The 14779-nt window shown below is 36.3% G+C and carries 17 protein-coding genes; 14 read left to right on the top strand and 3 right to left on the bottom strand.

What is annotated here, in order from left to right:
• The first annotated feature begins 81 nt into the window (after positions 1-81).
• From MHI39_RS25270 to MHI39_RS25235, 8 genes are all read left to right on the top strand, one after another.
• Positions 82-996, top strand: a complete 915-nt coding sequence (locus MHI39_RS25270; protein WP_058005755.1) for an ABC transporter ATP-binding protein — start codon at positions 82-84, stop codon at positions 994-996.
• Positions 993-1703, top strand: coding sequence for an ABC transporter permease (locus MHI39_RS25265; RefSeq protein ID WP_058005756.1), 711 nt, complete (start codon positions 993-995; stop codon positions 1701-1703). Before MHI39_RS25270 ends, MHI39_RS25265 begins: the two co-directional genes overlap by 4 nt.
• Positions 1704-2429: an ABC transporter permease gene (locus MHI39_RS25260; protein WP_058005757.1), complete on the top strand. Its 726-nt coding sequence runs from the start codon at positions 1704-1706 to the stop codon at positions 2427-2429.
• A 180-nt stretch (positions 2430-2609) separates the two neighbouring features.
• Positions 2610-2993: a VOC family protein gene (locus MHI39_RS25255; RefSeq protein WP_078109663.1), complete on the top strand. Its 384-nt coding sequence runs from the start codon at positions 2610-2612 to the stop codon at positions 2991-2993.
• A 12-nt stretch (positions 2994-3005) separates the two neighbouring features.
• Positions 3006-3629 carry a molybdenum cofactor guanylyltransferase gene (locus tag MHI39_RS25250; protein WP_058005759.1) on the top strand — a complete coding sequence of 208 codons (624 nt, stop codon included), beginning with the start codon at positions 3006-3008 and terminating at the stop codon, positions 3627-3629.
• Positions 3619-4083 carry a molybdenum cofactor biosynthesis protein MoaE gene (locus MHI39_RS25245; protein ID WP_058005760.1) on the top strand — a complete coding sequence of 155 codons (465 nt, stop codon included), beginning with the start codon at positions 3619-3621 and terminating at the stop codon, positions 4081-4083. Before MHI39_RS25250 ends, MHI39_RS25245 begins: the two co-directional genes overlap by 11 nt.
• Positions 4076-4309, top strand: a complete 234-nt coding sequence (gene moaD, locus MHI39_RS25240) for a molybdopterin converting factor subunit 1 (RefSeq protein WP_058005761.1) — start codon at positions 4076-4078, stop codon at positions 4307-4309. Before MHI39_RS25245 ends, moaD begins: the two co-directional genes overlap by 8 nt.
• A 7-nt stretch (positions 4310-4316) precedes the next feature.
• Positions 4317-5339: a ThiF family adenylyltransferase gene (locus MHI39_RS25235; RefSeq protein WP_058005762.1), complete on the top strand. Its 1023-nt coding sequence runs from the start codon at positions 4317-4319 to the stop codon at positions 5337-5339.
• 72 nt (positions 5340-5411) lie between these two features.
• Here the strand turns inward: MHI39_RS25235 and MHI39_RS25230 are convergent, their stop codons facing one another.
• On the bottom strand, positions 5412-5771 hold the full coding sequence (locus tag MHI39_RS25230) for a general stress protein (RefSeq protein WP_058005763.1): 360 nt from the start codon (positions 5769-5771) through the stop codon (positions 5412-5414).
• 398 nt (positions 5772-6169) lie between these two features.
• Here MHI39_RS25230 and MHI39_RS25225 point away from each other — a divergent pair, with 398 nt between their 5' ends.
• Positions 6170-6448, top strand: coding sequence for a YwdI family protein (locus tag MHI39_RS25225; RefSeq protein WP_058005764.1), 279 nt, complete (start codon positions 6170-6172; stop codon positions 6446-6448).
• Between the two features lie 73 nt (positions 6449-6521).
• On the top strand, positions 6522-6893 hold the full coding sequence (locus MHI39_RS25220) for a DUF423 domain-containing protein (protein WP_058005765.1): 372 nt from the start codon (positions 6522-6524) through the stop codon (positions 6891-6893).
• An 87-nt stretch (positions 6894-6980) separates the two neighbouring features.
• Here MHI39_RS25220 and gerQ read toward each other — a convergent pair whose 3' ends face one another.
• Positions 6981-7451, bottom strand: coding sequence for a spore coat protein GerQ (gerQ, locus tag MHI39_RS25215; RefSeq protein WP_058005766.1), 471 nt, complete (start codon positions 7449-7451; stop codon positions 6981-6983).
• Between the two features lie 308 nt (positions 7452-7759).
• Positions 7760-8515: a hydrogen peroxide-dependent heme synthase gene (gene hemQ / locus MHI39_RS25210; RefSeq protein WP_058005767.1), complete on the bottom strand. Its 756-nt coding sequence runs from the start codon at positions 8513-8515 to the stop codon at positions 7760-7762.
• Positions 8516-8717: 202 nt separating this feature from the next.
• On the opposite strand from hemQ, the gene pta reads away from it, so the two are divergent.
• The 4 genes from pta to MHI39_RS25190 all read left to right on the top strand — a co-directional run bounded on the left by pta (position 8718) and on the right by MHI39_RS25190 (position 14676).
• The gene (pta, locus tag MHI39_RS25205; protein WP_058005768.1) at positions 8718-9689 is read left to right on the top strand and encodes a phosphate acetyltransferase; all 972 of its coding nucleotides are present in this window, start codon (positions 8718-8720) and stop codon (positions 9687-9689) included.
• Between the two features lie 53 nt (positions 9690-9742).
• Entirely contained in the window at positions 9743-10576 is an 834-nt protein-coding gene (locus tag MHI39_RS25200) for a biotin/lipoate A/B protein ligase family protein (RefSeq protein WP_058005769.1), read from the top strand.
• 336 nt (positions 10577-10912) lie between these two features.
• Positions 10913-12670 (top strand): ABC transporter transmembrane domain-containing protein, encoded by a 1758-nt coding sequence (locus tag MHI39_RS25195; protein ID WP_058005770.1) that lies wholly within the window; start codon positions 10913-10915, stop codon positions 12668-12670.
• Complete coding sequence (locus MHI39_RS25190; RefSeq protein WP_058005771.1) at positions 12667-14676, top strand: ABC transporter ATP-binding protein; 2010 nt, start codon at positions 12667-12669, stop codon at positions 14674-14676. The genes MHI39_RS25195 and MHI39_RS25190 overlap by 4 nt, the downstream gene beginning before the upstream one ends.
• Positions 14677-14779 lie beyond the last annotated feature (103 nt).

Genomic DNA, 14779 nt, shown 5'->3' with positions numbered 1-14779 from the left:
ACTTTTTTAAACAAAATTTAAACGATCACTAGCGCTTCATTTAACCTTGTGTGCCTAGAATAGGAAATGAGGTGAGAGAAGATGAATGAATTTATTATAAAGACAAATAATTTAACTAAAAAATTTAAAGGTAAAAAGGTAGTTAATGGAGTGAATTTAGAAATAAAAAAAGGCGAAATTTATGGATTTCTCGGCCCTAATGGGGCAGGAAAAACAACGACGATTCGCATGCTATTGGGTTTAATGAAACCTACATATGGGTCTATTCATATTTTTAATAAGGATTTAAGGAAGGAAAAGCTATCTATATTAAAAAAAGTAGGTTCACTTGTAGAATCTCCGTCTTATTATGGTCATTTAACAGCAAGGGAAAACTTGGAGGCATTGAGAAGAATATTAAATGTACCTAAAACAAGAATTGATGAGGTGCTCAATATTGTTCGTTTAAGTAATGAGGCAAATCGACCTGTGAAAGGCTATTCACTTGGGATGAAACAGCGCCTAGGTATTGCAGCCTCACTTTTAGGAAACCCAGAACTTCTTATTTTAGACGAGCCAACAAATGGATTAGATCCATCTGGGATCATCGAGATGCGTGAATTAATAAAGGACATGCCTAAGAAACATGGAATTACAGTCATCGTTTCGAGTCATTTATTAAGTGAAATGGATCAGATGGCGACACAAGTTGGTATTATAACCAAAGGCTCTATTATTTTTCAGGACTCTATTTCAGTATTAAAACAACGTTCAAAAAGCCAAATCCAGATTCTGACCAACCATAATGAATCAGCATGGCGAACATTATTAGCGAATGGGATTAAAGCAGATTTTCACGAAGGTCATATTTTTGTAGAGGAAAGTGAGAATCAGCAAATCGCCAATGCAGTTGAAAAGCTTGTTCATCATGAATTTTCCATCTATCGTGTCGAGGAGAAAAAAATGTCCTTAGAAGATATTTTCCTTGAGCTTACGAAGGAGGCTTCTAGTTTATGATGTTCAAAGTAATTAAAGCAGACTTGCTTAAAATGAAAAGAAAGTGGATATGGTTTTTAGTTGTCCTGGGTCCCTTGGGAGTCGTCTTATTACAGGCAGCGAACTATGGACTTCGCTATGACTACTTGGTGAAACCAGGTGATGACCACTGGAAGGGGCTATTAGAAAATATACAACTTTTTATCCCAATCACCTTAGGGCTCGGTTTCACAATTATTGCCTCCATGACGGCTAATGTAGAGCATCAACAAAATGCCTGGAAGCAGCTTTTGGCACTGCCTATCTCAAAAAAATCGGTATATACTGCAAAATTTATAGCCAATGGTGTCCTCCTTTTTATTTCTTGCTTTCTATTAGTTATTATGACTTGTGTTCTAGGGATTATTTTAAAATTTGGTATTAACATACCATACTTACAAATTATAAAAATGAGCTTTTTTCCTTTGCTTGCAGGGATTCCTATCCTTGGATTACAGGTATGGCTTTCTATTACATTTAGAAATCAAGCATTGCCATTAACAATTGGGATATTAGATGCAATTTTCTCCATGTATGCCATTTTAGTACCTGATTGGGTAATCTGGAAATGGCCATTATTAATTGGCGAACACCATGATTCATTATGGTTTGTCAGTATGGGGCTTGGCGTTGGTCTTATTATCTTTTTAATTGGAATGCTAGATTTTATCAAACGGGATGTGAAATAGATGTTTTGGAAAATTGTAAGATCCGAATGGCTTAAATTTAGAAAATCAAATATCTGGTTATTATTATTCGTGAGTCCAGCACTTGCCTTTTTACTTGGAATATTGCAAGGCTATGAAGATTCACCAGTTCAATGGATTACTTTATATACAACGATGATTTCCATTCATGCCCTTCTGTTTATGCCGTTACTGACAGGGATATTCTCCGCTTTTGTTTGTCGATATGAACACCAGGGGGGAGGATGGAAGCAATTACTCGCCCTACCTGTTTCTAGAGCACAAGTATTTTTAGGCAAAGGATTTTTGGTGATTCTGTTCTTAGCAATTACTCAGCTTCTATTTTTCATTAGTTTCTATTCTATTGGATTGATCAAGGGATTCTCAAGCAGTTTTCCTACTGAAATAGTATGGAGAGGGATTTTGGGAGGCTGGCTTGCGTGTTTCCCATTAGCTGCTTTGCAGTTATGGATATCAAGTGCATGGGCAAGCTTTGCGGCGCCGCTTGCTTTAAATGTTATCCTTACCTTGCCGAATATACTTGTGGCGAACTCAGCAAAATATGGTCCGTGGTATCCATGGGCGCAGCCTTTTCTGATTATGATTCCTAAGGAAGGGGATATCGGTTCATTATATGTATCAACTGAAACCCTTTTATATGTTATATTAGGAAGCTTTATTATTTTTCTATTCTGTGGTTTTACTTATTTTCAAAAAAAAGCTGTTTAAAGAAGTTCGTGTCAGTGCTTCGTTCTTACCCATCATTTCATGTGAAAAACGGTAGGAGAGGATTATTTGAAGACTTAAATATAGTTTAAAAAGTGACAGTTCTCACTGTGGGGACTGTTCTTTTCATGTTAAAGTAAGATTATAGAAATAGAAATATACACTTATAGGGGGGAGTTTGTTTTGCTTCACCACTTAGAAATATATGTTTCGAATTTAGAAGAATCGGCGAAATTTTGGGGATGGTTTTTAGAAAGGCTAGGATATGAACCATTTCAAAAATGGGAGTCTGGTATCAGTTGGAAGTGTGAGAACACTTATCTAGTTTTTGTACAGACACAGGAAAAATATCTGGAGATTCCTTACCATCGTTGCCGAGTAGGATTGAATCATTTAGCCTTTCATGCGCATTCAAAGGAACAAGTGGATGATATATCGAATGAATTATTGAAAAAGGGAATAAACATTCTTTATGCTGATCGACATCCTTACGCGGGAGGAGAACATCACTATGCCTTATACTTTGAGGACCCAGATAGGATTAAAGTCGAATTAGTCGCACCTTAAAGGAGCTAAATAATGAATACAATTATACTAGCGGGTGGAAAATCAAGTCGAATGGGAGAAAATAAAGCCTTACTAACAATTGGTGAGAAGAGAGTAATTGATCGATTAGTAGATGAATATTCTACTATTTCCCATCAGATTATTCTTATCACTAACCAACCTGAGGTATATGATGATTTACGAGTTACCATAAAAAGTGATGTGAAAGAATTTAGGGGACAAGGCCCTCTTGCAGGAATATATACTGGATTGAAGGAAGCGACAACAGCTACTTCTTTAATCATAGCATGTGATATGCCTTTTGCATCAAGTGCTATGGGAGGGTGGTTAGAAGCTGAACTTGTTCAGGGAGATTATGATGCGGTGATACCTTCTGAGGACGGTCAATTACATCCTTTGTTTGGAGCTTATAACAGACGAATTGTTCCAGTTGTTCGAAATTGTTTAGTAGAGAAAAAAAGAAGGGTGACAGATTTATTAAGCCAGTTACATATGAAAATCGTTGAAAAACAGGATGCACCAAAGGATTTACAAGAAATATGGAATGATAGCTTTTGGAATATGAATACAAAGGAAGATTACAGGCTTGCGCTAGAGATTGATAGAAGGATTAGAGGTGACAAACATGAATTATGAAATTACCAAAGAACCGATCGTGTTAGAAGCTGTTGTTCAAAAAGTTGTTCAAAGAAATGCAGGAGCTATTACTACTTTTATTGGTACTGTAAGAGAATTGACCGAGGGAAAGCGAACGGTGTATTTAGAATATGAAGCTTATGAATCCATGGCTATAAAAAAGCTTGAGCAAATTGGTAACGAGATTAGTGAGCGTTGGCCTGGTACGAAAACAGCCATAACGCATCGGATTGGACGTTTGGAAATCACTGATATTGCGGTAGTAATTGCAACATCGACTCCCCATCGTGCTGAAAGCTATGAGGCAAATCGCTATGCTATTGAAAGAATAAAGGAAATGGTGCCAATTTGGAAAAAGGAATATTGGGAAGATGGAGAAGAATGGATCGGTAATCAGTTAGGAACAAAGGAATATGAAACAGGGAAACCAAAGGAGGTTGATCTTAATGATTAAAGTGATGTTATTCGCACAGTTGCGAGAGCAGGTAGGAGAAGCCGAAATAAAAATTAACGCCTTTGAAGGCTCTGTTAATGATTTATTAAACTATTTACACGAAAAATATTCATTACTCAATATTGAAAATCTTATGATTGCAGTTAATGAGGAATTTAGCCCTACTGATAAAGTTTTACAAGAAGGGGATGTTGTTGCACTCATTCCACCTGTAAGTGGAGGGTGAGAATGAAATGAGTGATCGATATTCTAGGCAAATTCTCTTTGCACCAATTGGCATTGATGGTCAGCGACGCATAGAGAAAAAGCATGTTCTTATTATAGGTTTGGGTGCTTTAGGCTCTAGTATTTCTGAAATGCTAACTAGAGCAGGAGTAGGGAAATTAACTTTAATTGATCGAGACTATGTAGAAGAAAGTAATCTTCAACGTCAGCAATTATATACAGAAATGGATGCTAAGGAAAAAATGCCAAAAGTAGTTGCTGCTAAACATAGACTTTCTGAGATTAACCATGATGTCTACATTAATGCAATCGTTGGTGAAGCAGATATCCTTATACTAGAACAACTAGCTCCAAATGTTGATCTAATTATAGATGGAACTGATAATTTTGAAATTCGTTTTATTTTGAATGATATTGCTCATAAATATAATATTCCATGGATTTTTGGATCATGTGTTGGTAGCTTCGGTTCAACCTATACAATTATTCCGGGGAAAACTCCTTGTCTACATTGTCTGCTCCAAAAGATTCCAATGAGGGGACAAACTTGTGACACGGTCGGAATTATTGCACCAACAGTACAAATGGTCACATCATATCAGGTAGCAGAGGCGTTGAAAATTTTAAGTGAGAGTGAGAAGGCTCTTCGGAATACGTATATTACTTTTGATGTTTGGGAGAACCAGTATTTGTCAATTAAAACAAGTGATGCGATAAGAAATATGGATTGTCCAACATGTGGGAAAGAGAGAACGTATCCATTTTTGGCATTTGAGGAGCAAACAAAATTTGCGGTTCTTTGTGGGAGAAATACGGTACAAATTCGTCCATCAACTATTTCACATCTATCTCTGGGAGAACTTGCATCCCAATGGAAACAAGCAGGATACGAGGTAAAACAAAATCCTTATTTAGTATCTATTCAAAAAGATGAAATAAGGCTGGTTTTATTTAAGGATGGGCGTGCACTCATTCATGGGACAAACGATCCAGCAAAAGCCAGAAGGATTTATTATTCTTTAATGGGGTAGAAAGACAAAAAGAGGGTCTGACCCCCACAATAACTCTTTAGTGGGGGCCAGACCTTTTAATGGACAATGGAATTAAATATAGGGATTCCCTATTAGGGGTTCCTTAGTTGTTTCCTTTGATGCGATGACAACTAATTTCCCTTGATCAAGCTGTTTTTCGCAATCGGCAGCTTGATGATCAGTTAGGCCTAGGGCAGACATTTTTGATCTAAGCTCGTCCCCTCTCTTTTTAAATACATTTCCCAAAGTATTTAAAACACCTTGTTCTTCCACTCCAACTTTACCTGTCTCAGTTGCTTCAGTAATATCCTTTGACCGTTCTTCCCCGTGAGCAAATATATAAATTTCATTTTTTAGATATCCTTCATTCTGTAATTCGCTAATTAGATTTGATGCTTCCAATCCATTTTCAACTATGTTTACTTTATACATGGAAAAATCTCCTCCTTTAGTTTTGAGGTTTCTATCACCTCGTCTACTATTTATATAACCGATTATTAAATGGATAAACATAATTTTTTTATGTCTGTTTTCGTATATTTGTTGTTTTTACACCTAATATAGGATTCAGCAGTTCTACTAAAGATTGCCGCTCTTTTTCTAGTAAAACGAGGACTACCGATCTTCAGATGATATTTTTTAGTTAAATTTTACTTTAATAGTAACAATGGTTTAGAAAAGAGCCTTTTTAAAAGATTTTGAATTATGACAAATAACTACATGTTTCACGTGAAACATGTCGAATGAATGAAGTTAATGTGTAAAGGGAGGATTTAAACTAAGTGTGGTAAAATAACTCATAACTATTCATATATATTGGAGATGAAAGAATGAGTATATCAGTGACGTCTTTATTAAATAGAATGGAACAGGAAATCACTTTTGCAAAGAACGTAGATGATAAAGGAAAATTGAAGAATCATATTTATTCAATTAAGACGCTTTGTGAGATTATTTTATCTAATGATCAAGAGGATGCTGGAATGGTAGATGTGCAACGAAAGCACCAACAAAATTTTTCTACGACTGTTCCCTCTATTACATTAACGGAAAATAAACCACTTAAAACAGATGATGGGGCAAATGGGGAGTCAATTTTTGATTTCTAGACGTACTTTTCATAAAATGAAAATGAATGGATAGGCAAGAATGAAGTACTTATAAAAAGAAGGAGTGAAAAGGTTGAAGGTATTTATTATTATTGGTGCAATTAATGCATTTCTATCAGTTGCTCTTGGCGCATTTGGAGCACATGGCCTGGCAGATAAATTAGATCCGAAATATCTAGACATTTGGAAAACAGGGGTAAACTATCAAATGTTCCATGCTTTGGGGATTATTGCGGTCGGCATCATTGCCGGTAATATACAGGGTTCCTCACTAATGTCTTGGTCTGGCTGGTTAATGTTAGTTGGTATTATTCTATTCTCTGGTAGCTTATATATATTAAGCCTAACCAAGATTGGTATATTAGGAGCAATTACCCCTATTGGGGGAGTAGCATTTTTAGTAGCTTGGGTTCTGTTAGTTATTGCCGCAGTAAAATACCTATAAAAATAAGGCTGTCTTCAAGGCATCTAACCCCACATGAAATAGTATTCAGTCGTGGGGTTAGCGCTTTAACTTGTAGACAGCCTTGTTTTATCTTGGGGAATACGTAGAAAGATTTGGAGCAGCTCCGAATGGGTACTCGTATTCAATTTCCTCACTAAATGTAATGTAATCTACATAAACCATTGGAATTAAGTTACGTTCCCCAGATTGTGGGTCACTTAAAATAACATGATCCCGTCCTGCAGCTTCAATAATTCCTTTAAATATCTTTGCATTCCACTCTCGGTTATTTTCAAAAGTGGCATGCAGAGTGACTAGCTTTCCTTTGTTTAGACGTAAAATATTTTCAATATACGATTGCTCAGGTGGTAGCATGCCTGGAACATTAGGTCCAGTTGCGTTTGAGCCTCCCCCTTGTTGAGGTGAAAATGGAATACCTGCTGGTGGTACTTGTTGCTGTGCAGTATACTGTGGAGGATATCCCCCATAATATCCCTGTGATCCAGAACCCTGTGGGGCTTGGTAACCATAAGGTGGATTATAATTTGACTTTGACAAAATTCTCCCTCCCTAACCAAAATTTCTCTATTTACTGATCAATCGTTACGTGTCACGTCGTCATGAATAATCATGATCGCATAGACGAAAGTATAACGAATCAGTATGTCACCTCTCTTTGTTCATTTCATAACAGTTATGTGGTGAGTGATATAAGATAAGCTTTTACAATTCATATGTATGTATGAGGAAGGGGAGATATGCTAGAAAAATCTATTTTACTCTCCAATTAATCTTATTGAGATACAGAATTTGAAAAAAAGGATGCTAACCGGTAAGTGTGTTAGCATCCTTGCATTTAGATTTTGTTAGTTTACATGTAAAAATTGAGCAATTTTTTCCTCTTCTAAAAGATTTCCTACGAAGAAGGAGCCGAATTCACCATAACGTGCACTCACTTCATCAAATCTCATTTCATAAACAAGCTTCTTGAATTGAAGCATATCGTCAGAGAATAAAGTGACACCCCATTCATAATCATCTAAACCAACGGAACCAGTAATAATTTGTTTCACCTTGCCTGCATATTTACGTCCAATAAGGCCATGGCTTCTCATTAATTCACGACGGTCATCCATAGAAAGCATGTACCAGTTATCATTACCTTGTCTCCGCTTATCCATTGGATAGAAGCAAATATATTTAGATTTTGGAAGGATTGGATACAATCTTGATTTTACATATGGATTTTCATATGGATCTTCGTTAGAGTCTCCACCACCTACATAATTACTTAACTCTACAACTGACACATAAGAGTATGTAGGAATCGTATATTCTGCGATTGTGAGTTTATTAAATTCATTTTCTAAGTCATTTAACTCTTCCATTGTTGGGCGAAGCATCCAAAGGATAAAATCAGCTTTTTGCCCGATGATAGTGTATAAAGCATGACTTCCTTCTTTCTTTTCTTGTGTTTCATTTAATTTATTTAGAAATTGGTGAAATTCTTGGATAGCTGCTTGTCTTTCATCACTTGAAAGTTCTTTCCAAGCCGTCCAATTCATCGCTCTTAAATCATGTAAGGAATACCAACCATCTAATGTTTGAGCTGCTTCACTCATCTAGATCACTCCTATTCTTAATTATCTCTATCATTACTATAGCATAGTTTTTCCAAATCACTCATTTTCAATCTTAATTGTTGAAAAACAGACAAGAACCGGAATACAATTTTACGATTTAATGAAATCTGTTCATTTATCACTTACGATTATGATAAATTTGGTTATGCTAAAAGAAATGATTTATTAAGGAGGATCAATTTTGAGCAATCTTTTTACTGAATTGAAACGTAAATTATCTGGAAAGAATCTATCGATTGTTTTTCCTGAAGGCTTAGATGAGAGAATTTTAGGTGCGGCTGGAAGACTTGCAGCGGAAAAGGTTATTAAGCCAATCGTACTGGGGGATGAAAAAGAAATTCTGAAGAAAGCAAATCAGCTAGGTATTGCTATAGACAATATCGATGTGTTGAACCCGAAAAAATATGAGCTTATGGACGAAATGGTTCAATCCTTTGTTACTAGACGAAAAGGGAAGGTGACTGAGGATGAGGCACGAAAAATATTATTGGATGAAAACTATTTTGGAACAATGCTTGTTTATATGGAAAAAGCAAATGGACTAGTAAGTGGTGCGGCCCACTCGACAGCAGATACAGTAAGACCTGCTTTGCAAATTATTAAGACAAAGGAAGGGGTTCAAAAAACTTCTGGAGTATTCATTATGGTAAGGAATGAAGAGAAATATGTGTTTGCTGACTGTGCCATTAATATTGCTCCAAATAGTCAAGATTTAGCTGAGATAGCGATTGAAAGTGCGAAAACTGCTAAAATGTTTGATATAGAGCCAAAGGTTGCTATGTTAAGTTTTTCAACTAAAGGATCAGCAAAATCTCCTGAAACAGAAAGAGTAACCGAAGCTGTGGAAATTGCTAAACAACTTGCACCTAACCTTACTTTAGATGGGGAGTTTCAGTTTGATGCGGCATTTGTTCCATCAGTAGCAAAGAAAAAGGCACCAGATTCTGTTATACAAGGGGATGCAAATGTATTTGTCTTTCCAAGTTTAGAGGCAGGGAACATTGGCTATAAAATCGCACAGCGTTTAGGTGGATTTGAGGCAGTTGGACCGATTTTGCAAGGGCTAAATGCTCCTGTCAATGATTTATCTAGGGGCTGCAATGAGGAGGATGTTTATAATTTAGCACTAATTACAGCAGCCCAAGTTTTGTAAGAAGGGACCTTCTTATCTTATAAAAATAATAAGTGGTACGAAGGAGAAGCAAGATGGAGCAGGCACTAACATTATTAAAACAGGAAAAGTGGAGAATTATTGATCAATCAAGCTTAGGGGTGCAATTTGATGCATTACAATCCTTTGCAATGGATGATACTCTTTGTGCATCCGTTGGTTCAGGCTATTCAACAGCAACGGCGAGATCATGGGTCCATCATCAAACAATTGTATTAGGAATACAAGATACGAAGCTGCCTTTTCTAGAAGATGGATTGCATTATTTAGAACAGCAAGGGTATCGATATATCGTTCGTAACTCAGGAGGATTAGCAGTTGTTTTAGATGAAGGAGTATTAAATCTTTCGCTAATTTTTCCAGATACGGACAAGGGAATTGATATTAATAGAGGATACGATGCAATGTGGTCCTTAATTAAATTGATGTTTTCTGATTATGAAGCGGTCATTGATGCAAGAGAAATCATTGGATCCTACTGTCCAGGAAGCTATGATTTAAGTATAGACGGAAAAAAATTTGCAGGCATTTCACAGAGGCGCATTAGAAAAGGGGTAGCTGTGCAAATTTATTTATGTGTGACTGGAAGTGGACAGGAGCGTGCTAGACATATTCAACAGTTTTATGAAAAGGCAAGAAAAGGAATCGAAACCAAATGGACTTATCCGGATATTTACCCAGAAGTCATGGCATCACTTGAAGAATTACTAGATGCTCAAATCACGGTACAGGATGTTATGCTTCGCTTTCTAAAAGCACTTAAGGGAATGTCTCAGCAAATATTTTCTGAGCCATTAACAGGTGATGAGTTAAGGTGGTATGAAGAATATTATCAGAGAATTGTAGAGAGAAATGAACGATTTGTGTAAATAGGATATTAAATTAAAAATTAGCAATTGACACACAATTTAATTGATGGTAATCTAACAAAGTATTACCAAAATAGTTGAAAGCAAGGGAGGTATTGTGATGATATACATTGATTTTAATCATACTGAATTAACTAACTTTATATATCACGCTACCTGTCCAACGCTTTGGATCTAATTTATTCTCTTTTTACTATTGATATGATTAAGCACAGGAGGCGTATTGTTTTCTGTGCTTTTTTGTTGTCTTAGCTACAACTGTTTTTTAGTTGTAGTTTAATGGGCAGCTGCTAGTGCAGCTGCCCATTTTTTTATCTCGAATTGGGTGGTGGGAAAATGTTTCGAGTTTTGTGGAAGCTTCGTTGGTTTTTTAAGGAGCAGTGGAAGCGGTATGTTATTGCAGTGCTATTATTAGTGATTGTTGGTATTTTAGAAGTAATTCCGCCGAAGCTAGTGGGTATGGCCATTGATGATATTCATGTTGGCAGTTTGACATGGGATGGCGTAATAAAATATTTACTCTATTTATTGCTCATTACGGTTGTTTGTTATGGTATTACGTATGTTTGGATGTATCAATTATTTGGCGGAGCATACCTCGTTGAGAGGAAACTTCGTTCACGTTTAATGGGGCATTTTTTTAAAATGTCACCTGCATTTTTTGAAAGAAATCGAACGGGTGATTTAATGGCTCGTGCAACCAATGATTTAAAAGCCGTCTCCGTAACTGCAGGCTTTGGTATTTTAACCTTAACGGATTCAACTATATATATGATTACAATATTGTTTACAATGAGTTTTCTCATTAGTTGGAAGCTTACTTTAGCAGCTATATTGCCATTACCGATTATGGCGGCTTTAATGACTATTTACGGAAAGAAAATCCATGAGCGGTTTATTGCAGCCCAAGATTCATTTGGTGATTTGAACGATAAAGTGCTTGAATCAGTTGCGGGAGTGAGAGTAATACGGGCATATGTTCAGGAAAGGGCGGATGAAGACCGTTTCCACCAAATGACTGAAGATGTTTTTGTGAAAAATATGAAGGTAGCAAAAATTGATTCTTTATTTGACCCGACAATAAAAGTTTTAACTGGGCTCAGCTATTTGATTGGTTTAGGCTATGGTGCATATCTCGTTTTCCATCAAACAATTACTTTAGGAGATTTAGTATCCTTTAATGTTTACCTAGGTATGCTGATTTGGCCCATGTTTGCCATTGGGGAATTAATGAACCTCATGCAGCGAGGAAGCGCATCATTGGATCGCGTAGAGGAAACGCTAAGTGCATCTGAGGATGTTAAAAATCCAGAGAAACCAGTGCAGGTTAATCAACCGAATAGGCTGCAATTTCACGAATATAATTTTCAATATCCTTCTTCCTCTGTGGAGAATTTAAAGAATATTCATGTAGATTTAAAAAGAGGAAAGACTTTAGGAATCGTGGGAAAAACGGGAAGCGGGAAAACAACCTTTGTTAAACAACTTCTCCGAGAATATGAAAAGGGTTCAGGTAGCTTTGCACTTTCTGGCGTGGACATAAGTGATCAAACAAAGGAACAAGTTCGCGATTGGATTGGCTATGTGCCACAGGATCATGTTCTTTTTTCACGTACTATTAGGGAAAATATTTTATTTGGTCATCCAGATGCTAAGGAATATGAAATTCAGAAGGCTATTGATCTAGCATCTTTTAGAAAGGATTTAGAGCTTTTGCCAGAGGGATTAGAAACCTTAGTAGGGGAAAAGGGAGTGGCTCTTTCTGGAGGGCAAAAGCAAAGAATCTCTATCGCCCGTGCATTAATTAAAAATCCTGAGATTTTAATTTTAGATGATTCCCTATCTGCAGTTGATGCTAAAACGGAAACTAGGATTATTGAAAATATTCAACGGGAACGAAAGGGGAAAACGACAATTATTACAACTCATCGTCTATCTGGAGTAGAACATGCAGATTGGATTCTAGTATTAGATGACGGTGCAATTATACAGGAGGGAACACATGAGACATTAATTCGAGAGGAAGGTTGGTATTTAGAACAATTTCAACGTCAGCAGCTAGAAGCTTCAGATAGTCAGGAGGTGTTACGATGAAGGTTGGTAAAAAATTAGTTAAATATGCGATGGAATATAAAAAGTTTATACTTATTGCTTTACTTATGCTTACATTTTCAGTGGGTGCAGAGTTAACTGGTCCTTTTATTGCCAAGAAGATGATTGATAGCCATGTTTTAGGGATTGAATCCCCATGGTTTGAAACCGTCAAAGGAAAAGATGCGGTTTTGTATGAGGGTAAATACTATAAAAGATCTCAATATTTCCGTACGGATGAGCAGAAAGGAAAAGAGGTACGTATTATCCAAGTGGGAAAAGGCTTTTATTTTATTAATGGAGCCATTCAAATGGATGGAGAAAGATCCTATCATAAAGGAAAAATAACGATTAAACAGGGGGATTCTATTCAAACATTAACAGCTAAAAAAATATCTACTACACAGTTATTGGAATTTTATCAGCCTGAAATTCCACGTATTATTCGTCTGATTTTGTTCTACTTTGGACTTTTATTATGTGCTTCATTATTTCAATATGGTCAGCATTATTATTTACAAAAGGCCGCTAATCGGATCATTCAAAGGATGCGCACAGATATTTTTGCACATATTCAAAAATTGCCTATTCGTTATTTCGATAATTTACCCGCAGGAAAAGTAGTATCCCGCATAACAAATGATACAGAGGCGATTCGAGAATTGTATGTGACCGTTCTAGCTACTTTCTTTACAAGTACTATTTATATTACAGGGATATATATTGCATTATTTATATTAAATGTAAAGTTGGCAGCTATTTGTCTTCTATTACTACCATTACTTTATCTATGGATTATCGTTTATCGCAAATATGCATCAAAATATAATCATGTGATTCGTTCTAAAGTTAGCGAAATTAATGCCACAATTAATGAATCTATTAATGGGATGAATATCATCCAAGCATTTCGCCGTGAAGAAAAAATGAAAGAAGAATTTGAGGAGCTTAATCAAACACATTTTAACTATCAAAATAAACTTTTGAGCTTAAATGCTCTTACTTCTCATAATCTAGTTTCAGTGTTAAGGAATATTACATTTGTGGCTTTTATTTGGTATTTTGGCGGAGGCTCGATCGGTGTAGGCTCTTTTGTTACCCTAGGTGTTTTATATGCTTTCGTGGATTACATCAATCGTTTATTCCAACCAGTGACAGGTGTGGTTAATCAATTGGCCAACTTGGAGCAGGCCTTAGTAGCAGGAGAACGTGTTTTTGAATTACTTAATGAGAAAGGAACAGATGTGAGTGATGAGCGTATTCCAAGGTATAAGGGGGATGTGACCTTTGACCATGTTTATTTTGGCTATAAAGAGAATAATGATGTGTTGAAAAATATAACCTTTGAAGCAAAGCATGGTGAAACAGTTGCATTAGTTGGGCACACAGGCTCTGGCAAAAGTTCGATAATGAATCTCTTGTTTAGATTTTATGATTCCACGAGAGGGAATATAAAAATAGATGGAGTTAACATTAAAAATATATCGATTCAAAGTTTGAGAGAGCATATGGCAATTGTACTTCAGGATCCATATTTATTCACAGGTACGATCGCTACCAATGTAAGTCTAAATGATCCGCGGATTACACGTGAGGTTGTAGAAAAGGCATTAAAGGATGTTGGAGCAGATAAAGTCTTAAAAAATCTAGAAAAAGGCATTGATGAACCAGTTATTGAAAAAGGTAGCACACTTTCATCAGGGCAACGACAACTCATTTCCTTTGCCAGAGCATTAGCCTTTGATCCTGCTATACTTATTCTAGATGAAGCCACATCGAATATTGACACCGAAACAGAAGCATTGATTCAAGAGGCAATGGATGTATTAAAAAAAGGGAGAACCACTTTCATCATTGCTCATCGATTATCAACTATACGTAGCGCCGATCAAATACTTGTTTTAGATAAAGGTGAAATTGTTGAAAAAGGCAATCATGAGGAATTAATGGAACGTAAAGGAAAGTACTACCAAATGTATCAATTACAGCAAATTAAGAAGGTAGGGTAATTCTTAATAGCAACAAGTACACCCCGTCACATGTTTTGAGAACGGGGTGTACCTTTTTTATATATGTTGGTCTTTCTTTATCCAGCTCCTGTCTCTTTGGTGA

This window comes from Heyndrickxia sp. FSL K6-6286, assembly GCF_038630395.1.
Classification (GTDB): domain Bacteria; phylum Bacillota; class Bacilli; order Bacillales; family Bacillaceae_C; genus Heyndrickxia; species Heyndrickxia oleronia.
Note: the sequence above shows the minus strand (reverse complement) of the source record. Positions and strands in the feature narration are given on the sequence as shown.